The organism is Bacteroides sp. D22, assembly GCF_000163675.1.
GTDB lineage: Bacteria > Bacteroidota > Bacteroidia > Bacteroidales > Bacteroidaceae > Bacteroides > Bacteroides xylanisolvens.
Genome location: NZ_GG774802.1, coordinates 217,276 through 241,721 on the forward strand (window position 1 = coordinate 217,276; position 24,446 = coordinate 241,721).

The 24,446-nt window shown below is 46.0% G+C and carries 23 protein-coding genes and 1 pseudogene; 9 read left to right on the forward strand and 15 right to left on the reverse strand.

Annotated features, from left to right (window positions below; all coding sequences use genetic code 11):
• Positions 1–8: 8 nt before the first annotated feature.
• From HMPREF0106_RS15405 to HMPREF0106_RS27040, 12 genes are all read right to left on the reverse strand, one after another.
• Positions 9–1,616, reverse strand: coding sequence for a fimbrillin family protein (locus HMPREF0106_RS15405; RefSeq protein WP_009039652.1), 1,608 nt, complete (start codon positions 1,614–1,616; stop codon positions 9–11).
• 41 nt (positions 1,617–1,657) lie between these two features.
• Positions 1,658–2,770 (reverse strand): hypothetical protein, encoded by a 1,113-nt coding sequence (locus HMPREF0106_RS15400; protein WP_009039653.1) that lies wholly within the window; start codon positions 2,768–2,770, stop codon positions 1,658–1,660.
• 2 nt (positions 2,771–2,772) lie between these two features.
• On the reverse strand, positions 2,773–3,771 hold the full coding sequence (locus HMPREF0106_RS15395) for a FimB/Mfa2 family fimbrial subunit (RefSeq protein ID WP_009039654.1): 999 nt from the start codon (positions 3,769–3,771) through the stop codon (positions 2,773–2,775).
• Between the two features lie 276 nt (positions 3,772–4,047).
• Positions 4,048–5,751 (reverse strand): Mfa1 family fimbria major subunit, encoded by a 1,704-nt coding sequence (locus tag HMPREF0106_RS15390; protein WP_009039655.1) that lies wholly within the window; start codon positions 5,749–5,751, stop codon positions 4,048–4,050.
• Between the two features lie 57 nt (positions 5,752–5,808).
• Complete coding sequence (locus HMPREF0106_RS15385; RefSeq protein WP_032851229.1) at positions 5,809–7,320, reverse strand: DUF3868 domain-containing protein; 1,512 nt, start codon at positions 7,318–7,320, stop codon at positions 5,809–5,811.
• An 8-nt stretch (positions 7,321–7,328) separates the two neighbouring features.
• Complete coding sequence (locus HMPREF0106_RS15380) at positions 7,329–7,901, reverse strand: DUF3575 domain-containing protein (protein WP_004313607.1); 573 nt, start codon at positions 7,899–7,901, stop codon at positions 7,329–7,331.
• 21 nt (positions 7,902–7,922) lie between these two features.
• Positions 7,923–8,288 carry a hypothetical protein gene (locus tag HMPREF0106_RS15375; protein ID WP_009039657.1) on the reverse strand — a complete coding sequence of 122 codons (366 nt, stop codon included), beginning with the start codon at positions 8,286–8,288 and terminating at the stop codon, positions 7,923–7,925.
• A gap of 702 nt (positions 8,289–8,990) precedes the next feature.
• Positions 8,991–9,533: an IbrB-like domain-containing protein gene (locus tag HMPREF0106_RS15370; RefSeq protein WP_004313605.1), complete on the reverse strand. Its 543-nt coding sequence runs from the start codon at positions 9,531–9,533 to the stop codon at positions 8,991–8,993.
• Positions 9,530–10,834 carry a DUF3440 domain-containing protein gene (locus HMPREF0106_RS15365; protein ID WP_004313604.1) on the reverse strand — a complete coding sequence of 435 codons (1,305 nt, stop codon included), beginning with the start codon at positions 10,832–10,834 and terminating at the stop codon, positions 9,530–9,532. The genes HMPREF0106_RS15370 and HMPREF0106_RS15365 overlap by 4 nt, the downstream gene beginning before the upstream one ends.
• Before the next feature lie 3 nt (positions 10,835–10,837).
• On the reverse strand, positions 10,838–11,245 hold the full coding sequence (locus tag HMPREF0106_RS15360) for a hypothetical protein (protein WP_008770983.1): 408 nt from the start codon (positions 11,243–11,245) through the stop codon (positions 10,838–10,840).
• A gap of 5 nt (positions 11,246–11,250) precedes the next feature.
• Positions 11,251–11,655, reverse strand: coding sequence for a hypothetical protein (locus HMPREF0106_RS28250; protein WP_009039658.1), 405 nt, complete (start codon positions 11,653–11,655; stop codon positions 11,251–11,253).
• Positions 11,656–11,804: 149 nt separating this feature from the next.
• Positions 11,805–11,963: a hypothetical protein gene (locus HMPREF0106_RS27040; RefSeq protein ID WP_157133805.1), complete on the reverse strand. Its 159-nt coding sequence runs from the start codon at positions 11,961–11,963 to the stop codon at positions 11,805–11,807.
• A gap of 188 nt (positions 11,964–12,151) precedes the next feature.
• On the opposite strand from HMPREF0106_RS27040, the pseudogene HMPREF0106_RS15350 reads away from it, so the two are divergent.
• Positions 12,152–13,080, forward strand: a pseudogene (locus tag HMPREF0106_RS15350) (beta-ketoacyl-ACP synthase III).
• 5 nt (positions 13,081–13,085) lie between these two features.
• Here HMPREF0106_RS15350 and HMPREF0106_RS15345 read toward each other — a convergent pair.
• Both HMPREF0106_RS15345 and HMPREF0106_RS15340 read right to left on the reverse strand, forming a co-directional pair.
• Positions 13,086–14,216 carry a helix-turn-helix transcriptional regulator gene (locus tag HMPREF0106_RS15345; protein WP_009039659.1) on the reverse strand — a complete coding sequence of 377 codons (1,131 nt, stop codon included), beginning with the start codon at positions 14,214–14,216 and terminating at the stop codon, positions 13,086–13,088.
• Positions 14,213–15,472: an AraC family transcriptional regulator gene (locus HMPREF0106_RS15340; protein ID WP_009039660.1), complete on the reverse strand. Its 1,260-nt coding sequence runs from the start codon at positions 15,470–15,472 to the stop codon at positions 14,213–14,215. The genes HMPREF0106_RS15345 and HMPREF0106_RS15340 overlap by 4 nt, the downstream gene beginning before the upstream one ends.
• 225 nt (positions 15,473–15,697) lie before the next feature.
• Between HMPREF0106_RS15340 and HMPREF0106_RS15335 the strand changes: the two genes are divergently transcribed.
• The 8 genes from HMPREF0106_RS15335 (at position 15,698) to HMPREF0106_RS27785 (ending at position 23,916) form a co-directional block, all read left to right on the forward strand.
• Positions 15,698–16,864, forward strand: a complete 1,167-nt coding sequence (locus HMPREF0106_RS15335; RefSeq protein ID WP_009039661.1) for a DUF3575 domain-containing protein — start codon at positions 15,698–15,700, stop codon at positions 16,862–16,864.
• A 23-nt stretch (positions 16,865–16,887) separates the two neighbouring features.
• Positions 16,888–17,784 carry a FimB/Mfa2 family fimbrial subunit gene (locus HMPREF0106_RS15330; RefSeq protein ID WP_009039662.1) on the forward strand — a complete coding sequence of 299 codons (897 nt, stop codon included), beginning with the start codon at positions 16,888–16,890 and terminating at the stop codon, positions 17,782–17,784.
• Between the two features lie 57 nt (positions 17,785–17,841).
• The gene (locus HMPREF0106_RS15325) at positions 17,842–18,774 is read left to right on the forward strand and encodes a fimbrillin family protein (protein WP_032851230.1); all 933 of its coding nucleotides are present in this window, start codon (positions 17,842–17,844) and stop codon (positions 18,772–18,774) included.
• Between the two features lie 24 nt (positions 18,775–18,798).
• Entirely contained in the window at positions 18,799–19,683 is an 885-nt protein-coding gene (locus tag HMPREF0106_RS15320; protein ID WP_009039664.1) for a fimbrillin family protein, read from the forward strand.
• 155 nt (positions 19,684–19,838) lie between these two features.
• The gene (locus HMPREF0106_RS15315) at positions 19,839–20,693 is read left to right on the forward strand and encodes a hypothetical protein (RefSeq protein WP_032851242.1); all 855 of its coding nucleotides are present in this window, start codon (positions 19,839–19,841) and stop codon (positions 20,691–20,693) included.
• Positions 20,694–20,735: 42 nt separating this feature from the next.
• Positions 20,736–22,829: a fimbrillin family protein gene (locus tag HMPREF0106_RS15310; protein WP_009039666.1), complete on the forward strand. Its 2,094-nt coding sequence runs from the start codon at positions 20,736–20,738 to the stop codon at positions 22,827–22,829.
• A gap of 47 nt (positions 22,830–22,876) precedes the next feature.
• The gene (locus tag HMPREF0106_RS15305; protein ID WP_009039667.1) at positions 22,877–23,716 is read left to right on the forward strand and encodes a fimbrillin family protein; all 840 of its coding nucleotides are present in this window, start codon (positions 22,877–22,879) and stop codon (positions 23,714–23,716) included.
• Positions 23,680–23,916 (forward strand): hypothetical protein, encoded by a 237-nt coding sequence (locus HMPREF0106_RS27785; protein WP_009039668.1) that lies wholly within the window; start codon positions 23,680–23,682, stop codon positions 23,914–23,916. The genes HMPREF0106_RS15305 and HMPREF0106_RS27785 overlap by 37 nt, the downstream gene beginning before the upstream one ends.
• A gap of 287 nt (positions 23,917–24,203) precedes the next feature.
• Here the strand turns inward: HMPREF0106_RS27785 and HMPREF0106_RS15300 are convergent.
• A partial coding sequence (locus tag HMPREF0106_RS15300) for an ISL3 family transposase (protein WP_009039669.1) occupies positions 24,204–24,446 on the reverse strand: 243 nt, incomplete at its 5' end.

Here is a 24,446-nt window from a genome sequence, read left to right on the forward strand (position 1 = left end):
ATTCGCCATTATGGCGCAGTCAATGTCACCGCTATTGGCAGATTATCACCATTCGTATTGGTTAGTGTGAGTGTAGCCGTATCACCGGACACAGCATCGGCTCTAAAGTAGAAGTAAACCACATCACCACTCACGCCACTTGTTTCGAGCATTGTCTCACTGTTAAGCAGAATTTTATCCGGATCCTGTATCTGGGTTATCTTCCACTCCCACGTTCCCGGATTGCCCGAAGTAAAGACAAGCTTGCGACGTTGCATATTTCCGGTTCCACCATCACTGCCGTCCAATTCTACGTTCGAGGTCAACCACTCTCCGTCTTCTTTCCACTGGCTCAACAGTACATGATGTCGCAGATTACCGGCATTGATATAAAAGCCTGTTTCCCGCTTAATTCCGGTTCCGGAGTTAAATCCGGGCATCACAACTTGGATATTATAGGTATACACACCTCCCGAAAGGGATGTCTGAGTCATATTAACCGTTGCCCACGTATCCATAGTACTTTTGTTTAATGACGCACCCGGCAGATAGCCCGTATTCGGATTGGCATCATAATTCGTTTTCGCTTCTATATTGACAGTGACACCATCACCAGCCGTCTGTACCTTGGTCTGCGATAATTTGAGATAATATTGTTTGTCGAAAATCACATTCACCGGGCTTTCCGTCCATTCAAGCGGCGTGGCTGAAAGCTGATAGGTTTCGTTGGATATCGTAAGATTATAGTTGATGTACTCGCCTGACTCCCAAGAATGCGGGTTCTTGGCAATAATATCACTGAAGAGGAATTCCCGGTCGCCAAAGTTGGTGGTAACAACGATTTTGGCGGTTGCGGAGAAAGCGTCGGTCGGCAACATGAGGAATGTATCCCCCATCAAGGTGGCATCTTCGGTCACCGTTTTGTTATCGGTGAGAGTAGAAACGACCTTCCCGGTGGCAACATCGCTCCAGACAAACTTCGGTTTGCCGTTTTTCGTCGTGGTAGTCGGAATTTCAGTCATGGCAAGTTTACCGCTTTTTCCCACATTCTGGAATTCTATTTTCTCGATAGTCACCTCATCCGGCACAGGAGCTACTTTTTTGAATGTAAAGGTAACCTTAGTCAATGTGTGGTAGAAGTGTATATTCACACCCTCAATCCATACAGGACCTGATATAGCCGCTAGTACATCGACATGATTAGCAGCGGATTCATTCGCTGTATAATTCAGCACCATTTTTTCGGGATCAGTGAAACTCGCAGTAGGCGCATTCGCATCGTTGTACGGATACCAAGAGAAGAATTTCATGCTCGCATTCAGCAATCCGGGCCAATATTGCAACGGCGAGATGGTGGCTGTTAGGTCGGCGTTAACCGTGGCACTTGCATTGAAGTATGGTTGGGGAACGGAAGCATTGGGAGTCAGTGAGCCGTAAAGACCGAAAGTCTCTTCTTTCAGATCGGTATTCGAAGAGATTGCCGCACCACGAGTGTAGACATAGCCGCCTTCTCCGATACGTTGCACAACAATTAATTCCTTATCACACGTCATCTCTTCTCTGACACACGAAAAGAGGACAGCCGAAAGGACAGCCATTGCCATAATCATCCTAATATTATTAATAGTCTTTATCATCTTACTTCTTTTCCGAAATTAAAAACAATCAACGAAAGATATTACAAGCCCAGATCCAAGTCAATGTCTTGTCTTTCACCCCAATCTTCCACGCTTATCGTCAGTATCTGAATACCTATTTTTCCGACGCGTGCCGTTACCTGATACACGTTGTTCCGACGGATCTCCGTAAAAGGTTGCGCCGTCGGACTGCCTGTGTCGTCAACCTTTGTTACGCTTTCAATTACTTTCTCGGTTATTCCAGTGACGTCCGAAGGTCCTTTCGGGACATTAGCCATACTGATAGACAGTCGGTCGGAATAATCCGACTTGAATAGGCGTTCGGCTGTATAGAACGAGCAAAGCAACTTCCGGTTTTCAGCTCCGGCAGCCGATGAATATGCCCAGGTTTCTGTAGTCGTAGCCGTCCAGCTATGCGTTAACAAATTGCTTTCCGACACGTCTTCCTTCACTTTTCCGTAGTTTTTTGAAGAGTCGGCGTTATCACGCGTACCGTTATCCACGTTTCCCATCACGAAATAGCTATCGTGAGAGAAATTGTGCAAGGTGACACTGGTGCTTCCGGCAATATATCCGGTCACCGCCCCGCCGTCTATAGCTTCGATAAAGACATCTACTCTGGCTACGGCACGTTCGATCACCATTTGTACTGTTTTGGTTTCATCGGGTGCTATGGATATATCCCGGATCACCCCTGTCATAGGCATTCCAGTCGTCGAAATGATCTGCCCGTCATTATTCAGTATGCTGGAGATATCGTAAATCATCTCCTGCAATGTCAAAAGATTGGCTATACCGTCAAGTTTGCTTGTGAGGCTCTGCGGTTCGTTGGCAATAACTACGACCAGGATATCATTGCTGGAAGTCACTTCGAGAAGTTGCGCATCTATATCAGTAGCTGTCTCCGGAGTACTCAACAAGATGTGTTCATTCACATCCAGCCTCACGCCACCGGGCGTGCTGCCGAATACGATAAACCGCATGGAGTTTATCTTCTCCTGTTGTTCCACATCCCCATTGTTCACCAAGTCGATGCTAAGTTGCGCCCGGGTAGTATGGGCAGGCAACTCATAAGCCACATCAGCTTCTCTACTACATGAGAACAAAAGGATGGTGGATGCCAGACAAATGATATGTAATAGCTTTTTTCTCATTCTTAAACTTCCATCCCGTGGAGCCAATGAATCCAGTTCCCCACGACAATACCAATTTGAAGGAATCCTCCTCCGTTTTTTTCAACAACTGTAAATATCAGGTTCCATTCACTCTGCCTGTCAAGATATTCCTGAAAGGGAAGTTCCGTTCCGTCGTAACGGGAAACCGGCCGTGCAATACTCAAGAGTGTCATCAGATTGTAGCTCCAGACTTCAGCTTCGGTATTTGCATCCCTTATAATAAATTTATAATCCCATCCGCTCCTGTTGAGCAAACGCATCGTGTTCAGGCGTGCGGACATAACCACGTCGGATATTTCACCCAGACCTGTATAGTAAGGCACATAAGTAACCGGCCCTTGTCCTGCGGGTTCGTTTTCCCAAGAATAAACCGCATTTTCCGGCGCCTGAATTTCAAATGTATATTGTGTGCCATTCACTTTATTTTCCTCATATCCCATTAACGCGAGATTAAACCGATTGGTGTCACGTATCAGGTTCACCGGATAAATTTTATGGTCGGTACTGGATGGCAGGTGGTCCACTTCCACAACCTCTCCGAAATAAAGATGCTGAAACTCGAAATTAACAACATCCGTCTCCCGCTTCAGGGATACAATGACCTGTTGAAGGGTGGTAGTTCCCGGTGCCAGTTTATTACCTGCATTGTCCGAAAGCCGGAATCTGTCAGACAGACTTCCGACGGTCAGTACTTTATAACTTCCGAAATCGAGCTCGTCGGTCAACGACATCCGGTTTCCACCCACCAGCGCAGCAACCTCGGCACTTTTGGTGAAAAGCAATTTATCATCGCTGTCGAACACAAGTACATCCACCGATTTAACCTGCGGATTAAATGCATCCGCATATTCCATATTGTAGTCGAATACAAATTCCAACCAAAGTTCGCACCGCGGAAGGTCTTCGCGTATACTGTCGCACGAAGCCATACATAGCATCGAAGCAACGATAAGGAACAGCGATTTAGTTTTTCCGAACATATCTTTTTCTTTTAGGGGACAACCCTATCGGTTTGCCATTTTATATTGTCAGAGATCTCTATTTTGTGACCTCCGGTTATTTCCTCTTTTAGGGGCGCGCTTTGCATTTTATTGCATCTCGGATGCGCCGGTATATTTCAGTGCTGTTTTTGGGAAGCCTGTCACCGGCTTGTTTTTACTTTTTTTGGCGGTCTGTTCCGCACAGAATATCTATTAAAAAAAGTACAGGGCAGGCAGTCCGCACTGCCCTGTTTTATTTGAAAGCAAAGAGTTTATTTAGATTTCGAAATTTGTAGTCCAGTATATCCACGGAGCAACTTTAATCTCAAAATGAAGATAAGCACCTTTCTTATCGATATCTTCTTCTTCATCCGGATCTTCGGGACCACCGCCAGGATACCATGGTGTACCGTTACCATTCACCTTTGTCAGCGTAAGCGTATAATAGTTATTACGTACTACACCGTATTTTCCATACTCCATGTAAGAGTTGGCTGCATTATCATGACGAATCTCATAGTAGTAATAGTTGAGACTCTTTGGATACCAATAGATGCAACCTTCTTCTTTGCATAGTTCACCGCCATTCTGAATGTTGTTGGCGTCAAGAATAGCCTGCGTAAGAGATGCAAAACTACCTGGATCATTGGTGGTAAGTTCAGATTTTATTTGACTATAGAACAGTTCGCATGCCGAAACCAAGAGTTTTTCCTGGGAGTTCATAGCTTCTGAGTTTGTTTCTTTATCTTTAGCTTCTGTATAAGCAGTCAGCAAGTCGGCAAAACTCTTGAAGTTTACAGAGTTAGTTCCGTTAGGAAGACGATACCAGTCATTTCCTAAAGTAAATTCACCGGACTTCCAAGGTGCATATTGTCCCTTAAGTACCAGACGTGTAGCCGCCCCGAACTTCTGATATCCTTCAGCCATCGTATTCTCAATGCAGTATTTGTATTTTTTACTCGCATCCGTACTTTCAGTAACCCATTCTACCTTAGGTTCGCGAGTAGTAGCATCAAGTGTATTCTTAACAATGCCTGTAAGATATTCAGTTCCACCTGCAGTCGTAAAGTTCGGGTCAACTGTATAGAAGTTACTTTTGTAGAATCCGGTAGTATGAGACGACGCTGTGGTAGTCTTCTTTGCAAAAGGATAGAACAGAGAGTTATAGTAGTCTATAGTCCAGTTTCCAAAATCAAACTGTCCAAGACTTGCATTTGTTCCATCTTCAAAAGGTCCAACTGCTAATGGACTGCCAATCATAACTTCCAACTTTGCAGCAAGGCGTTCTATCTCAAGAGTAGCAGGATTACTTTTCGCTGCATTCTGAGCTTGCGCTTCCGACTTATAGTCACTGACCAAAACAATCTTGTCCGATACATCGAGCAGACATTCATCTTCCCATTTTGAATTGACATCATCGTAGAATCCGACATTAATCATTGCACAACCTTTGGAGTGCACAACCTCCTCTACCAGATAAGCATTGTTGGGCTTAGTATTGTTTTCAGGAACTGTAACCATTGCATTGATGGTAGCATAGGTTGCATCTGCCGCAATAGCATCCAAGCGACTCTTTAATTGGTAACCCGGATTGGCAACAACAAGCAGATACTTAGTATTCGGGTTCACTTTAACCGGAGTATTCGGAGTCGTAACTCCACTTGCATCATCTGTATCAAAAGAACTTGATCCCAATACCGTGGCATACTTAGTTGCCTTTTCATCCATAGTCACCACTTTACCCGCATCGAACGTAATCAAATAGAGCTCATTAATCTTGCTTTCCTTCTCCAAAGCCGTATGTTCACCAGAAGCACGTGAACCAGGCACTTTTGGATTAGTCAGACTAATTGATACGTAAGCTACATCATAACCTGCTCCCCCTTCAACCTCCGGATTTTCCTCCAGATTCTCATTTGAACAACTTGCCAATGCCACAACGGCCAGCAACGAAACTAAAATTGATTTAATCTTTAGCATAATACAAAAAATTATTAGAATTAATACATATATAATTTCCCACTTAATTAGTAAGTTTTACTTACCATTTTTTCTCATTTCGGCAGCATTAGCCTTCTTCCTGACTAATTCTTCCAGATTGCCCCTAGCTGCATCCAGACCTGACTGCTCTGCGACCTTCAAATACTTCTTCGATAATTCATAATCTCCCTTCATTAACATTAATATTCCCATAGCATTATTATATTCCGGCAAATTCTTATTTGAATTCACCATACCCAGATAACGTTCGGCCGAAACCAAGTCATTGCGTGATAAAGCGGCAGTAGCAGCATTTATATTTGCAATCTCACTCTGCGGATACATCCGTACAGCCGTTTCGAACACATCAATAAATTCTTGCGAGCCTGTCGGATAGGTATTAGCCACCAGAAACATTTCATTCAAGCTCAAATTCTGCGGACGCGTCTTGATAATCTCTTTCGCTTCCTCCACACTAAAATCCCTCACTTCGTAATTCACTTTGCAGATAGCCACACGCAGACTTGGGAAAATATACTTCAACAAGTATCGGTAAGGTGTTCCTCCGTGAAGTTGCATCAGTTTTGTTTCTCTTCCTTTTTCAATAGGTATATTCCTGATAATATCCAACACTTCGTCTTTATATTCCAATTCGATTGTTTCAAGCGCTTTCTCCAGTCCGTCCCAGTTTTCACCTCCAAAGACAATATAGTATTGGTTTCTCGGAAAATCGTACCTGTATGCCAGATAATCCCGAAGCGCCATAGCACGTCCTTCAGACAGACGTTTGTTCGCTGCCAATGTTCCTTCCGGAGACGCATAACCGATAATATCCAGACGGTTCACTTTCACATTCGGATCGGACTTCAGCTCATCGATCATCTTGCGGATTTTAGCTAGTTCCTGAGGATTATTCATGTATTCGGGACGAATATTGACTTTATTCACCTCGAAATCCAGAAAACATTCTGCTTGAATATCCCGTTGTTTGATTTCTTCCGCTTTCGGTTGCAGATAAGCAAACTGAGGAACCGCTACGTAAGGCGTCCATACACGTTCCAACGTCACTTTGCCAAACTCCTCTATGTTCATCAATGCCGTTTCGCCGCAACCACATTCATCACGCTGCACGTCCAAGCGCGCATCCTTCATCCATGATTCGAACGGAACCAGATATTGATACCGAATCGTATCATTTCTTAGTTTTCCAGCTTTTTCCACTATATATGGCTTCTCGTAGTTTCTTTTCTCTTTGGCGCTCATCAACGCAAGCTCACGCTCATACGCCAGATACTCGTCACGACCTTTAATAGAAACTTTCGGAAGATTCTGAGTACGTCCGGGAGTCACCAGCCGCGGAATAAAATCCATTCCCCGGGCAGATTTCACTTTCACATTATTCAAAACAAAATCTATATCGACATGAATAAAATCACCTTTCTGTTCCAACCGCACCGGATTCACAGTAATGACACCTTCGTAAGAGCGGGATTGAGCCATAGCTGTGTTTATATTCAGGCTGCAAACCACCAACATACACACAAGGAAACCTATTTTTCTTATTATCATACTCCTCATTATTTAATTACATAAATAAGTGACACACTTGCTTTAGTAGGCCCGAAATAGTTTTTGCTGCTTTCCTTTAGTCTCGTACCACAAGTAGCGCAAGGATACTTGTCATATACAATGTGCGCATATCCCACTCCGACAGATGTTTCTATACTCCAGCGTTTTTTCAGAATCCACGAATATCCTACGGAAAAGCCACCACCATAAAGATATCCCTGATAACGCGTATGCTGCATATTGTCACTGATAAAAGACCAGTCGGGCCATCCCCCTACATTGAAATCGGCATAATGTCCATGCATTCCGACAAACATACGGCGAAAACTCTCACAAAACCAGTAACGGATTTCGGGCTGTACCCCCAAATGACGGAGGCGTTTGCCGTCGGAAAGTTTCCACGGATTATAATTGACCGGAATATCCAGCGTCCATTTACGCGCCAGTCCGATCTCCAGTCCCAGATTCATGGTAGTAGTAGCGTCATACAGCAGATTGCTTTTCAGCGCAACCTTCTGGGCATGACCCTCGGAAATGGCACATCCGAGCATGAATAATATGAGTATAGCAACTTTCTTCATTTATATCACATTTACTGTTGTTTATTGCCCCAATTGAGTAACATCTATTTTTATGCGTTGCACATTACTGATGCCCGTTTTAACGGAAGACACCATTGTTGTGAGATGTACGATTCCGTTTCTGGAATCCGCCTCTACATTGGGCAATACCTTAATATAGATCTTACCGTCTTCAACGATAATGCGTTCTTCTCCTGTATGTCCCTCCGGCATTACGGAAGAATACAGACGAATCCAATTTTTAGCACTTTCATCCACTTCGCCCGTAAGGCAGAAATAATCGATTTCATACACCTCCGAATTTAAATTTCCAGTAGGCATGAGCTGAAGTGTACTTCCCGTAGCAGGAACAGCTTCCCTTTGTCTAATATGAACTTCTTTTTCCAAATTTCCTGTTTTTAATGTTATAAATTCATGGGGATAGTTTCTTGAGTGTCACTATAAGACAGAGAGCCAAGCAAAGGATTGCTCAACGGCTTAGTCAACAACCTGGCATATATATCCGCACAAGTTGTCACCTTCGATGTTAATTGAAAGAGAGTGCCGGTCACATTCGACCCCTGCACACACATCACAGATAATAAAAAAATCAAATATAAAATACTGATTGTAAGTTTTGTTATTTCTCTCATTAATTCTCTAATATACTTTCTTCTACTTCTTGTATATCTCTCTTATTTCTCTTTTTGCTTTTCTCTCAGGACAATATTTTTGTCCAAATCTCATATTGCAAATTTCGGAATATTAAAGGAGATACAAAATTGTATTCATTTCTGTTACAGAGAATCAACTTAGAATAAAGGGGCTAATTATGCAGGTAGTGAACAAGAGGGTTACGAAATTCACAACAAAAATATTTAATATCCTCATTTCTTTCGATATGCGAACATTAAAAAAATCCCAAGTTTCTCTCATAAAAACTTGGACAATGGAAGGAAGTTATAGTTTTCTGTGTCATTTAGACACAACTTAGGCACAAATTAGACAAAAAACATAGCTATTTTATACAACAAAACAGCCCAATAACTTGTATAATTTGTGCCTAAATGACAAAAAGTTCAATTTCTATATGTATATATAGTTATCAAATTATAAGGTTTTACGCTCTGTTTCCGTAGGTGCCACCTCATCAGGAATACTGAATTCGCGATTAGCAAACAGATCGGCAAGTCCTGAAATTTGTTTCAGACGCAACAATTCATCACGGTCCATACCAATATTTTTCATTATCCATTGATCGGACATACCTGCCTTGTCAAGTTCCGCAACAATATTGCACATCAATTCAATGTTATGCATTCCACGCGCACGGTTGTGCCGGATGGTCGAACTCATACGGTTAGACAGGTCTTTGTCTATCACCACAATCGGCAATAAGCCGTTTTCACGCTTATAGATTCGTTGGGAAGTTTTCAATACCGTATAGCGATGGTAGCCGTCCACCAGTATATAATGGTCTTCATCTTTATTGTAGTAACATACACATGGCATCGTAAAGCCATCTTCCCAAATAGAAAGTTCCAGCAACTTCATTTCAGGCGGTGCAACGACATTCGGATTATAATCGTTCGCATATACTTTTTCTACGGGTACCGCTTTTACCTCGTAAACAGGGCTTTTATCTACACTCATGATACTATGATTCTATATTGTTCCATAATTTGACTTCTCTTACTCATCTCCTCCTTCGTAGGTGAGAATCCCATATATTTGCAGGCATGGTCATTTTTAAGAATACAAACACACATTCGCTTATACGTGGGTATTTCTTTGAATTCCGGAATGTCGATATCATCCTGATATTCCATACGTACCGGTTTTTTCAACGTTTTGTAGTTACTGTTGTCCATAACGATAATTGGTACTTTCGCATCAATCAACTTTTGGATGGTAGCATCACTTAGACATCCACCTTTTGTCCGCCAGAAATTCACGCTCACTGAAAGTTTACGAAGATAGTTTTTCCTCGCCCGTTCCGGCAAAGTGGACAACAAGAAATACATAAACTCTCGCCATGTATATCCTTCGGGAAGTTTCACCGACTGCCATCCCATCGCATGAGTACCGCCATACATACCGGTAAAGTTCACACCGTTCACCCTTCCGACCATTTTGCCCCAGGTATTGGGATCTAGCACCCGGTAAAGTTGCAGACTCTCTTGCGCTTCGTTAATAAAAGGACTTGCTACACGCTGACGCTCCAAATTGACTCCAGCACGATAGTAAAGGTCATATAAAGTATTATAATCCCACTGGAATTTTCCATTGGCCGTCCATACATCCGTTGTCTTCCAGTCGAATATAGGATAGGCATTATAAATATCATTCCCTACTTTTGAAGTCCATTTGTATTTATGATACATCTGGAATTTACGGCTCATATAGATACATCTCCACCGGTTGAAACTCTCCTGTGTACGGATTCCGATCAGACAACAAGTGCGCACTGCGTCATTTTTGTTGTGTATCCATTGCGCAAAACGCATCTGGAATTCATAATCCCACATGGTTGTATTATAAAAAGGAAAATCATCTTTGGTCATTGCCTTTTTAGGCATGGAACGAACCCATATATTCTTTTTATTATCTTCCCAGGGACGCCAAAAGGATTGATACATCGAGGTACAGGTAGCCACACGGAAAGGAATACATACCCGGTACACATCCAGAATATCCTTGTTAGCTTCCAGCATCCGGTCCACATAGTCGATGGTCATTTTATACTGGATTTCATAATCCATGTGAAAAACTCCCAAACGTACCTTCAGGTTATTCTTCCGGATATAATCGATACACATATTCAGCAGTACCCCGCTGTCTTTACCTCCGGAGAATGACACATATATATTATCAAATTCATTAAATATAACTTTCAGTCGTTCTTGTGCTAATTCATATACATTCTTTGTGCCTGCTATTTTCTTTTTCGCCATAAGTTATCTATACATTTTTACATACCGTGTCCATTTCTTGTCCATCGATACAAATTCAAACTTTTCAAATGTTTCTTTATCTTGTACCAGTGTGACCGAATTGAGCAACCAACTCTCAGGCCCGAATTCCGCAATAACGGCAGGCAACAAATGCGACAGGATTTCCTCCCGTCCGGCGTCTTCTGCCTTTACATAATAATTATTGATTACAGCTTTCTTCCGGCTTTTCTGTTCCACCGGCACGAAGCCCACCACTTCTTTATCTTCAATCGCAATAAACCACACATACTCTTCGCCCGTCTTGAAAGGGTAATTATTGTTTGCGCGTATCACTTCGGGATCCATCACCATCGGCGCCAGAAGCCGATATAAATGTTTGTCTTTTCCTTTTAATCGTATTATCTGCATCATATCATTCAAAAATGGACACACAAAAATAAGGAAAAAATATCAAATTCGTCATTTCTGTTCCTAAAACATTTGTTTTTCATGTTATTATCTCTATATTTCGATATTTTTGCAAAGATGACTTCACATGCCAACTTATATTTGAAATGCAGCTTTAAACGGTGCTGCAAAAACTCAAACACCCGACAGAGATATGCAAACACATCTCCCACCTTGACATGGGGAATCACTCGTGGCTCACGATGCGTATCTGATATACGTTCCATTTCACAAAGAACATGTTCCAGTCGCTTTATTTCCTCATCAGTGTTTTGCATTGTACATTTCATTTGTTCCATTTTCTCTTCCTGATGAATATACAGTTCCCGCTTTCGTTGTAAACGATCTTTTATGGTCTCTATTCCTTTCGACATTATAAAATTTAGTTATATATAAACGGTTTGACCTTACTGATTATTAACCGGCAAAAATGCCATATAAAATCTAATCTCACATGCAAATATAGAGAAGATTGTTTAAATAATTAGATTTTTATTTAAAAATATTCATACTTATAACACATTTAAATTACCAGCATCATAAAATCGGTTTTTCCTTCCGATGAGACAAATTGTACTTTGGTGGAACATTTAAATATTTTAAACAACGGATAGTCAATCTTTTGACTGGTTGCTTCATGGCTGCCACGTACTGTCTGAAGTGGCAGTAGCTTATAGTCCATTACCTCATACAAAAATTGTCATTTATAATTTTAGACAGATTTTGGTCAAATATTCTTTTTTATTAATTAAAAAGGCTACAGTTTCTCAAACTAGTATTGGATTTCAGTCTCTTTTCCATATATTTGCGCCCGCATTTTTATTATTGAATCAACCTCCTTATTCAATTTACCAAAGCTAGATAAAACGAATGGAAAATATAAACGCAGTAATTACAGGAGTCGGAGGATATGTACCCGATTATATCTTGACCAATGATGAGATTTCCAAAATGGTAGATACCACCGATGAATGGATTATGGGGCGTATTGGTATTAAGGAAAGGCGTATTCTGAAAGATGAAGGACTGGGAACTTCTTACATAGCTCGTAAAGCTGTCAAACAACTGATAAAACGTACCCATACAAATCCGGATGATATTGATCTGGTCATTGTAGCTACAACAACTCCTGATTATCGTTTTCCTTCCACTGCTTCTATTTTATGTGAGAGACTGGGACTGAAAAGAGCTTTTGCTTTCGACATGCAGGCCGTTTGCAGCGGTTTTTTATAAACTATACCGACCGGGCAACTTGTCCGATTTTCGGCGATGGCGGAGCAGCCGTCATGCTTGAACCTACTACTGAAGAGTTGGGTGTTATGGATGCTGTGTTAAGGACAGATGGCAAAGGATTACCTTTTTTACATATCAAAGCGGGTGGTTCCGTATGCACTCCTTCTTATTATACCTTGGATAATCAAATGCATTACATCTATCAGGAAGGGCGCACTGTATTCAAATATGCGGTATCTAACATGGCAGATGCTTGCGAATCTATTATTGCAAGAAACCATCTAAGCAAAGACAATATCGACTGGGTGATTCCCCATCAGGCTAATCAACGCATTATCACTGCTGTAACACAACGTTTGGAAGTTCCCGCCGAAAAGGTCATGGTCAATATCGAACGATACGGTAATACCAGCGCGGGTACTCTCCCACTCTGCCTTTGGGATTTTGAAGATAAACTCAAAAAAGGAGATAACCTAATTCTCACTGCGTTCGGAGCAGGATTTGCCTGGGGAGCCATTTATATAAAATGGGGATATGATGGGAAAAAAAATAAAAACGTTTATTGAAAGTCTTACTTTTCAAAAACTTTCAGCAACGACAGTCTATCCTCCTCATTTTTTACCCTAAGATAGCTCCTGTAACTGCTGAATCCCGCCATCAACACCAAATCTATATTGTCTTTCTCCGAGTTTAAGGGCGACAAGCGGAGCCGGTCGAGATGATACAGCCTGCAACGGTTAATCAGACGGCAGAAATTCATGTTATATTCTTTATTGATAAAGCCCGAAATGTAGCTCCGGTTGGTATGCAACCCGGCGGCAAGGTCTGTAATCCGCAGGTTGGGATTGAGATAAGGTTTCTTTTCACGCAGGTAGTGCTCGAATTGTTTACGGCTGATAAAGGAAACTTTGGCAGCCGTATCCTCTTTTACATCTTCCGGTTGGATGATGAGGTAATTGTCGTTGAGCAGATTGTAGCAAAGAATCAGGTAGTTGATAAAATACGGCAGCGTTCCCACCCATGCAAAATAGCTGAACGAAATAGTGGGTATGCGGAATAACAATCCCGCCAGAGGAACCGGAACGGTAATCAAAATAAGCGCTTGTATGACCGCCAGCCAGGCGAGGGATGCATTATAGGCATCCGAGGAATAGTTCACGATGAACTTCCTGTAACGGCGTATGTTCCGCAGGTTCAAAAAAGGATAAAGCGTATTGTAAACTATAAAAACAGTGGTTGTCAATACATACATTATCCTGAACCACAAATTGGGTTCATCGGCGCTTGCTTCTGAAAAGATCACCGCCCGCTGCTGTTCCACCGGGACTATCATGTCGCTTATTATCGAAATGAGGGTAAAGAGAAGCGGAATTATCAGATGCAGGCGGTTGAGTTTGCGACGCTCACCGGTATTTGTTATGATGGAAACAAACCTATATATCATTACCTGGTCGAGCATGAGCGTGAACAGGAACACAGTATAGTAGGACGCAAAGAGGCGGGGACTGATAGAATAAAACACCATACCCAACCATCCGAGAGAAGTAATAAGATAGGTTAATGCCAGGAAGAGGCGCAGCCTCTTCTCCTGCACGTTATGCCTGCGTGCAACTGCATCCATCAGCATCATAATCATGCACACCAAAGCGCATACGATAGGAGCTGAAAAGGCGAAAGCGTCTATCTGGTCTATGTTTATCATTCCGTATCTCCTTTCTTTTTGTCTGTTTCGTTCTTTTGTTCAGCGTCTTCCCTTTCAGCGGCGGCGGCACGCGAATAATTGCGGAAATCCTTGAATCCTGCCTTGTCAAGCAGGGAACTGATACTTTTCCCCTGTCCGTCAGGTTGTGAACGGAGCTTTTCAAGCTCTTTGAGCCGCAGGCGGTTCAGGTATCGGTTGAAGTTCACGCCGTATGTCCGGTTTATAAATGCCGAAAGTGTGGTGCGGTTTATATCGAGCGCTTCCACCAGATCGGTAATCTTGTAATCCGGATTCAGGTAGGGCTTCTCATTGCGGATGAAACTCTCGAACCTGCGTCGGTTGAGTTTGCCGGAATGTTGCTTACGCGGAGCCTTAGCCTTCTCTTTGGTTTCCACAGCCTGCTCTTCTGTTTGTGGCACATGCTTCTTTGTTGCTTGGGGTTGCTTGGGTGTTTTTTCAGTAATGATATAAGGTACGTAATCCCGACGCATGACGTGGTATGCGAGCAAGACATGCTGCATGGCAATGCTTAATGCCACTATCAGTGTCCATATGGAAGAATAAAACTCTACACGTTTCATAAGGAAGGTGGGCAATACAGACGAAAATAGCGAAGCCAGGGATATTCCGATAATAAACAAGACCCAATTCGCAGGCCTGTGCACAATCGCCTTATTCCCTGTGGCCCTTTTATAATAAACGGCTAATACCCCGATGGCAAACAGATAATAGGTAAGTCCGAAAACGACCCGGAACAAGGGTTTTAATGTGTAAAAGCGGGCAAAAGCCTCATATCCGGCAGGAACTATTTCCGCTCTTCCCCTGACAATTTCCAACTGCACATCAAAAGGTACGGATAATGACCATATTAACGTAACCATCGCCAGTATGCCGGGCAATACATAATGGAGCAGGGAGAAATTCTCCGGTTGTCCGAGCCGGGTAAGGAAACGGATAATCCGAAAAAAGAAGATGGCAGGCAAAATAAAGGATAAGAGGCATACGATATTCAACCAGGTGAACAATACAGGACTGAACGCGTAACAAATTGTTATAAACCAAGCGATGCCCGAAATGGAAAAATAAAAGAGGACAATTCTTTTTAATCGCCTTTCTTCCCGTTTCAGGCAGTCCTGAAGCGAGAAAGCAACCAATATTCCGCTGGCAATAGCCGAAAAGAATGGAATAAGAGGTATTATCGCGGTTACGTATATTGATGAAATATCCACCTTCCAAATATATGGTATTTTTATCATAAATCCTCATTTTCAAGGTGAAAAACGTAAAAATATACCTTTTGGTAAGCCTTTTACGATTTGTCCTAATGAAAAGTGCCTTTAGGACAAATTGTAAAAAGCAGATTTTGTTGAATTGTCACCTGCCCTATTGGGTATTCACATACTTTTGTGTAATGTGGTAAAAAATAAAGATCACCAAGAGTGTTTGAATGTGATAATAATTCTATTAAAACATAAAACTTAATGTACAAACCTATGAAACATTTACACAAAATTCTATCGGTTCTCTTGCTCTGGGGAGTTTCGTTATGCGAAATTTCCCATGCACGGGCGTCTGAAACTGCCGGGGCAGATACAGTTGTCAGCTTCCGTTTTCTTCCGGGTGAAAACATGTTTACCCGCGCGGGCAACGAGGCGGAACTGGAACGGCTCTATGTGCTGATTGACTGTCACAAGGCAGAGATAGCAGCGGGCAGGATGCCCGTATATGTGGACGGCTATTGCGCTTCGCAGCCAACTGCCAAAGAGAATCTGAACACGGCATTTATCCGTGCCAACCGGGTAAAGTCGGAACTTATCACCCGGAAAGGACTGAAGGAAACGGATTTCGTGACCGCTAATTATGCGCGTGCGTACCATAATAATAAGGATATGGTGGTGGTGACACTCCGTATTCCTTCGGCTAAGGCTACGACGGAGACGACGCCCGCCAAAGAAGAAGTAGAACGGGAAGAACTCCGGCAAAAACAAGTAACCGTGGAACCGGAAACGAAGCCCGGATTGCAACAGGCAACCGTAAAGAAAGACCCCGTCGCCGAGAAGCAACCTGAAGCCAACAGGAATGTGGAACAACAGCCTGCGCCCTTCGCAGAGCGATTGACGTCAGAGCCGGAGCAACCCTACCGTTTTGCCGTCCGCACCAATGTGTTGTATGACGCCTTCCTGCTTCCCACGCTCGGCGTAGAATGGCGGGTGAACCGTGACCTAGGCGTAAAGCTGGACGGCAGTCTCTCGTGGTGGGGCGGTGAATATGGCAAAGTACAGAAGATGTGGCTCGTCAACCCCGAAGTGCGCTGGTACCTTTTGGATAAAAAGCGTTTTTATGTAGGCGTATCGGGCAGCTATGGGGAGTATAATATATATAAGTATATGTTGGGCGGTATTGTTTCAAAGGATACTGGCTATCAGGGAAAGCTGTGGAATGCGGGATTGACCGCAGGCTACCAGCTCTATCTGTCCCGCGACTTCTCCATTGACTTTAACCTCGGTCTGGGCTATACCCGTTCCGAATACGACAGCTTCGGGATGACCGACGGCGTGCGTGTCTATAAGGAACGGAACAAGAGCAAGCACTTTTGGGGACCCACGCAGGCAGGAATCAGCCTCGTGTGGACTATCGGTAGCAAATAAGTAGAACTATAAAAATACGGTATATGAAAATTATAATTGCATTAATTTGTGTCTGGGCTACCCTGTTCCTTGCGGGTTGCGACGTGAAGGACCCGATTTACAACACTCCGCACCCCGACCACGGCACCGTGCCCCTCACCACCGACTGGAGCGACATCGGTACAGGCCTGCCCACTCCCGAAAGCTATACGGTAACAGCCACCCGCGACGGCTCCGCTACTGCCGGCTACACCGCCACGCTCACGGGCGTCACCAACCGCCTCGACCACCTCTTCGAGCCGGGCGCGTACCGCTTTTGCGTCTACAACACGGCGGAGCATATCACCGTGAGCGGCACCGTGGCCACCGTCGCCGGGGCTTCGGGCAACGTGGACGGTGCGGGACAGTTCGTGCAGGAGATGCCGGGCTGGCTGTTTACGGACGTCGTGGACGCCACGATAGAGAAAGACACGAAATACGCGGTGACCGCCGTGATGAAACAGCAAGTACGCCAACTAACACTCATCATTGAGCCGACAGGCGGCAGCACGAACCGAATAGAGCACATCGAAGGTTACCTTTCGGGGGCGGCCTCGACGCTCGATTTCGATAACGGCACGCACTCCGCGCCCGCGAACGTAGAATTGCAGTTCACCAAAATCACCGAAGGCGCAGATGCCGGGAAATATGCAGCCACCGTGCGCCTGCTCGGTGTGGCGGGGGCGCGGCAGAAGCTGAACGCCCTGATCTGCTATACGGACGACACCCCCAAAGCTACAGACCTCACGAGCGACCTCACCACGAAGCTTGCCGCCTTCAACGCCGACAAGCGAACACCCCTTACTCTGGGCGGTAAAGTAGTGGAGACACCCACGGAAGCGGGATTCGGCGCGACCATTACGGATTGGATACCCGTTTCGGGTAGCGGAACGGCAGACTAAATACAAAATCAAGCAAATAGTTATCAATTTAAAGAGATTAATATAAAAATGACCATAATGAAAAAGTTGATTTTACCAGCAGCATTAATCACCGTATGCGCGGTTATTGTAGTTATTGTATCATGCGAGAAGGATAATATGCTCATAAAAGACGGCGCGGTCCGTTTCACTTCGGAAGGTACCACAGCTACGCAAACGCGCGTAGCTATCGACCCGCAAGATAAAAGCGTTTGGGAAAAAGCCGATCCCGTGGGAATCTATATGGTGAAACACGGCACAAGTGACGTGTTGGATAACGCGGAGAATATGAAATATACTGCTTCGGAAGCCGGGTTGTCAACCTCATTTGCTCCTGCGGGACAAGCGATTTATTACCCTTTGGATGAAACGGGAAAAGTGGATTTCATAGCTTACCATCCTTATCGGGCAACGGTGTCCGACTTTATTTATCCGGTAGATGTATCCAATCAGGCATCGCAGACAGGCATCGACCTGATGTGGGCGGCAGCCGACAAGCAGGGGACAGGATACAGCAAAGAGGATGGCAGGAACAACACATCCGTGGATTTGGCTTTTGACCATCAACTGGCGAAACTGAGAATGAATGTAACGAAAGACTCCAATGTACCGGGTGAGATTGTCAAGGTGAGCATCAACGGCATGAATACTACCGCCAGCTTCGACCTCAAGGGTTCGGGCGGCTTTACCGGTATGGGCAACGCGAAATCCTTTGAAGCATGCACCGTAACCGCCGGTTCCGTTTACGAAGCCATCCTGCTCCCTGTCGGTCCCCTCGACGCGACGCATACGGTGACGTTCACCACCGACCAAAACGAAACCTATACGTGGAGTATGTATAAGCAGATAGCAGAATTGAAAACCGGCAAGATATATACGTATGATATCACCGTGGCAAAATATATAATAGAGGTTACCGGAAACATCAACAGTTGGACGGTAGGCGCTACAGGAATCGGTAATGCCGAATAACAATCACTTAAAAATAAAAGAATTATGTTACGAAGAATAATTTATGCACTCATTCCCGCGGTTATATCCCTTTTCCTGTTTGCCTCATGCAGCAAGGACGATATGCCGGGAACAGAACCGGAGCAAACGATTTCTCCGCAAAAGATACGTTTCAACATGGCTTATGCCACGCCGGACAACGGTGCAATCGGCACGCGCGTCGCCGTAAGTACGGATGGGCACTATACCAATACGTGGCAGGAGGGTGACGTGGTAGGTGTCATGATCATAGACGATAAGAGGGGCTATAGCAACATTAACAGAAACCTTGCACAAAACATGCCGATGACGTATAAAGGCGGACGTTGGGAATATGAACTGCCGGATACCTGCACCTATTATCCCAAAGATGGAACGTTGAGTTTCATTGCCTATTTTCCCTATATGGTGGAACTCTTCAATTTTTCTTATATAGATATTAGTTTAACAAGTTTGGAAGATTCCAAATACATGCATCTCCTGTATGCCAAAACGACGGGAGTTCCTAATACCTCCGAACCCGTAACCCTCGAATTTTCTCCGTTACAGGCATGTATAGAACTGTCGGTGAAGGGAGTAAACGACCAGATTATCGCCGAGCTCCATGGGTGTGACATCGACTTCAGATTCTATGTGGAAACGGGAGAGGTAAAGGGTAATGACAGGATAAAGTCTATGAAACTACCCCGTCTGGAGCAGCCCGGCGATGCGGATTATGCGACACGCTATACCTACCGGGCGTTTCTTTACCCGCAGACGATAGCTGCCGGAACGGAATTGTTCCTGTTTAAGGACGCCGGGGGTAAGCAATGGACTTACCGTACGACAGAAGAAATAAAGCTGGAAGCCGGACAAGTGAAACCTTTTGAAATTACCCTGAAGCCCAAATAGATTGCAAACAACGCGACCCTCACCGGAATGGTCCTTTCTACCCGACGGAGGGGCCTTTTATTCGGATTCTGTGATGGTTTGGTTGTAGGGTACGGGAAGGTCGAAGCAGCAGGCGCATGCCTCGTGAAACAGAACGAATATAAACCATGAAAGATATGAAAATTACAATTACATTACTTTGCATCTGTGCGACCCTGTTCCTTGCAGGTTGCGATGTAAAAGACCCGATTTACAACACGCCGCATCCCGACAAAGGAGCCATCGTGATAACCGCTGACTGGACACAGCGGGGCGAAGGTATAGCCACTCCCGCGAAATACATCACGGAAGCGGCGGGAACCTCTTTCACCCTGCATGAACCGGTTGCAGCGCTGGCCGGGTTGTTCGTGCCGGAACGGACGGAGCTGCTCGGTTACAACCCTGCAGCACACGTTACGGTTAAGGACGGTGTGGCAACAGTGGACAACGACCCGGACAATGCCGGGATGCAACACCCTGACCCGGGCGTATTGCTGGGTGGTACGGTGACAGCGGATGTCGTGGCGGACGATACGGTAAGCGTCGTGTTGCCCATGCGGCAACTCTTCCGGAAGATAGCGTTCGAGGTGGCTATTAACGGTGGAGACAGCAGGCGCATTGTCGGTATCGAAGCCCGGCTGGAAGGAGTGGCGCCGTCCGTCGATCTGCGCACGGGCGAAGTGACGGGCAGCGCGGCTGCCGTGTCGGTTCCTTTTGTCCTGTCGGCAGAAAAACTGACCGGCACCGTGTGGGTTCCGGGGATGATTCCGGGCGCGGTGCAGCGTATGGTCGTGGCACTCACCTTCATGGATGGCATGAAAGACACGGTGGAAACCGATTTCAGCGAAATGTTCAAGGATTTCAATACCGACAAGCTCCATCCCATGCGCCTTACCGGTGATGTATATGCGCCGGTAAATTCCGAAACGGGCGGCACGATTATCGGCTGGACGGAAACAAGCGGCGGTGACGTAAATGCCGGAATGGAATAATCGATAAACAATCATAAACTATAAACTAAAAACAAATAGCAGATGAAACAATTCACACCAACCCGGCTTTTCGCTGTCACGTCCGTGGTAGCAGCCATGCTCGCCGCAGGATGCAGCGAGGAGAACAATGAACCCTCCGGCAACGCGTCGAACGCAGCCATTGTCACCGCCTCGATCGGCAAGACAGACAACGTGGTGTCCTCCCGCGCCGCAAACACGGTATGGGATGTCGATGACTGTATCGGCATTTCCACCTCTTCCGTGAATGGGAAGACAAACTATGTCAATATCCGCTACAAGACCAACGGCAGTGTGTTCAGCCCCGTACCCGGTGCGGCGGGCGAAGACAACACCATCTACTTTCAGGACAAGTCCCCCACGACCTTCACCGCTTACTACCCCTACGAGGGCGCGAACGGCACCAAGCCCGGCAGCGACGGCATCATCATGAAAAACCTCACCGTCGCCGACCAGAGCCCGGAGAACCTGCCCGCCATCGACTACCTCTGGGCGCAACAGACAGCCCAAAGTAGCGACCCGAAGGTCGATTTCCGGTTTTCACACCGTATGAGCCGCCTCATCCTGAACTTCAAGGCGGGTGCCGGAACAGCGCTCCCGAACGGGCTGACCTACACCCTCACCCAACTGGCAACGGAGGGAACCTTCGACACCTCCACCGGTGAAGCCAAAGCCACAGGCACGGTGTCCAAACTCGAAAACCTGCCCACCTCCACCATCGGGAGACAGATCACAGGCATCGCCATCCTCTGGCCGCAGGCGGTAAGTTCCATGCACCTGCAACTGAAGCTGGGCGATAACACCTTCGGCGCCGCGCTCACTTTCCCGGCCGGCACGGCAGGCGAAGCCCTTGCCCCCTCCACCTCCTATACCTTTAATGTGACCGTGGAGCGCACCCACATCACAGTTGGCCAAGCCGATATTGATGACTGGACAAGCGGCGGCAGCAAGGACATCACCCTGCAGGAAGCCCGCACCCTGACCTTCGACCCCAACGGCGGCAGCGGCACGATAGCGGGCGACAAAGTCTTTGAAAGCGCTGCGGTACTCCTGCCCGACGACAACGGTCTGACACCCCCAAGCGGCAAAACCTTTGTGGGATGGAACACCCTGCCCGGAGGCGGAGGCGAGTTTTATGCTGCGGGCAGCACGCTGACGATGCCTGCCGGAGACTTCACCCTCTATGCCCTGTGGTCGGGCGACGGCTCCAACAAAAACAAGCCGATTCTTATCACGGATGCGCAGGGGATGAAGGACATCGGGGCGAGTCACGATAGTATGGGGAAGCATTACCGCCTCTGCAACGATCTGGTGCTCAATGACTGGGAGGCTATCTATTACGACTATGGAGGCGGTCAAGGTGAGCCTTTCTCGGGAACATTCGATGGCGGAGGGCATACCGTTACTCTCAATGGGGTGAAGCCCATACGGGCACAATTCCATAGCATCGGTACCAAGTACGGTTACTTTATTTCTCTCTTTGCCTATATTGAAGGAGAAGTGCGCCGCCTGCGGGTGGACGGGCAGATAACGGTAGACGGCACGGATGAAAACGCAACTTACCATGCGGGAGGAATCTGCGGGTATAACAACCACGACACCGTTACCGATTGCATCTCCAACGTTACGGTGACTGCAACGGGAAAGATGTATAGGCTTAATGCCGGAAGCATCGCGGGATTTAATCAGAGTTATATCTTTAATTGTTATGCCACCGGAAAGATAGAAAGTACGGCTACTACCCAGTTCGTCTCTTTGGGAGGCATTGCAGGATCTAGCAACAACCGTATAGCCAACTGCGCCGCACTCAACAGCAATATATCAGGCAAGGATGGGCAGATGAATACTTACATCCACCGTATTACAGGAAGCACTGGCGGTAACATAGTCAACAGCTATGCCTCGGCAATACTGTCCGCTTCCGGAGATAAAGGACTCAATAAACCGGACGGCAAGGATTGCGATGCCAAGCCCGCCGCCTCGTGGTGGATGAAAGCGGGTAGATGGGCGAATAGCTACACGCTTCCCTCCGGCGGCGAGTACCCCCTTAACCCTTGGAATTTCACCACCACCTGGGAAGTCACCGACGGCAACCTGCCCGTGCTCCGTCGCAAGTAGCCGCGCCCGCCATTCATCAAGAACAAGAAATAAAAGCATAAGAGAACATGAAGATACACAACCATACCCTCCCGAAAGCCATCCGGCGGCACAGCATCCGCCGGTGGCTTGCCACGGCGACAACGCTGACGGCAATGCTGACGGTGACACTGGCAACCCTCACGGGGTGCAGCGCGGACAACGATCCGGAAACAGCTACCGGCGGTGACGGCACCTCCGTCACCTTCGGCGCCACCATCGCCGCACGCGAAGGGCACGACACCGGCAATGCTCCCGCTTCACGTGCCATCCCCGACGGAACCTTCGAGGAAGGCGACCAGATTCTCGTCCACATGGACGGCAAGCGGAAAGCCTTCATTTACAGCACAGCCCAAGGCTTTGTGCACGCCCCCAACTATCCCGGCACGAACGTCGATCACACACCTCCCGTATGGAAAAGCGGGGAAGCCGAAAAAAGTGTCCTTGCTTACGGTACCACGGCCTGTATCTTTTTTACAGCGGACATGGAGTACGAATACAAAGCCAGTGTACGTACAGTACAGAATGATGACCGTGAGTATAAGCATAGCGATTATGTCTATACCGCACAGACACTCTACCGCAGCAATCCCGCGCTTAGTTTCCGCCACGGCATGGCGCGCGTCGTCCTCCGGTTGCGTTCCGGCGGCTCCCTCACGGATGAGGACGTGGCAGGCGCCACCGTGCTGCTGGGCGACAAGAACCTTTTTACAATAGCGGACATCGACCCGCAGACCGGGACATTGACAGCCCATAAGCCTGAATCTAATGAGTTGGGACCGCAAACCATCACGCCCCACCGTTGTGCCGCCCCCCCCCCGCGGGCTACGCCGTGGCTTATGAAGCCCTGCTGCCCCCGCAGGACGTAAGCGGGAAAGAGTTCATCCAAGTCCGGCTCTCCGATGGCACTGAACTGGGCTATATAGCGGAAAGCGGCAGCATGCTGGAAGGCGGACACGAATATATCTATAATGTGACCGTGGATGCTGCCCAACAAGTGCCGGCAAAAAATATATCTTATAGCATAACACGACACGTACATCGTCCGACATCGCAAACGACGGAGTGATATGCGGGAAGATGAAAGGAAGATGAAAAAAAGAAATAGAAAGAAGGCACGTATCTGAAACTTGTAAGAAAAAGTAATATATTGACTGGAAAAATGCTGATAACAATATTTATAAATGGGCAGAAGAAGTTTCTGTGGATCAGTTGTAATTCCTGGGGGATTTGGTTCAGGACAACCATATCCCTAAAAATTGATTCATTCCTGCACGGAAATGAGCAAAATCATGCGATTTTCTCTCTACTATAAAGTTGAAAAAGGGTTCTTCGTCAAATTTGGTGGTACTTCTTCTATTGTGAATAAAGAATCTTGGCTCTCAGTAGTTTACTTCCTGCCCTATTGTACATCTGCCTTTTTAGCGCTTTAATTTTATTCACTGTCCCCTCCAGTAATCCATTACTGAAGGGGAGATCAATAGCTGCCTGTACTGCCTCCCAGTCTTTTTCAATACCATATGCAAAGTTCGTCAGTGCCATATTCCGTGTTGCCTTCGCTTTTTCAATCCACTTTCTAATATCCTTATCATAAGTGTT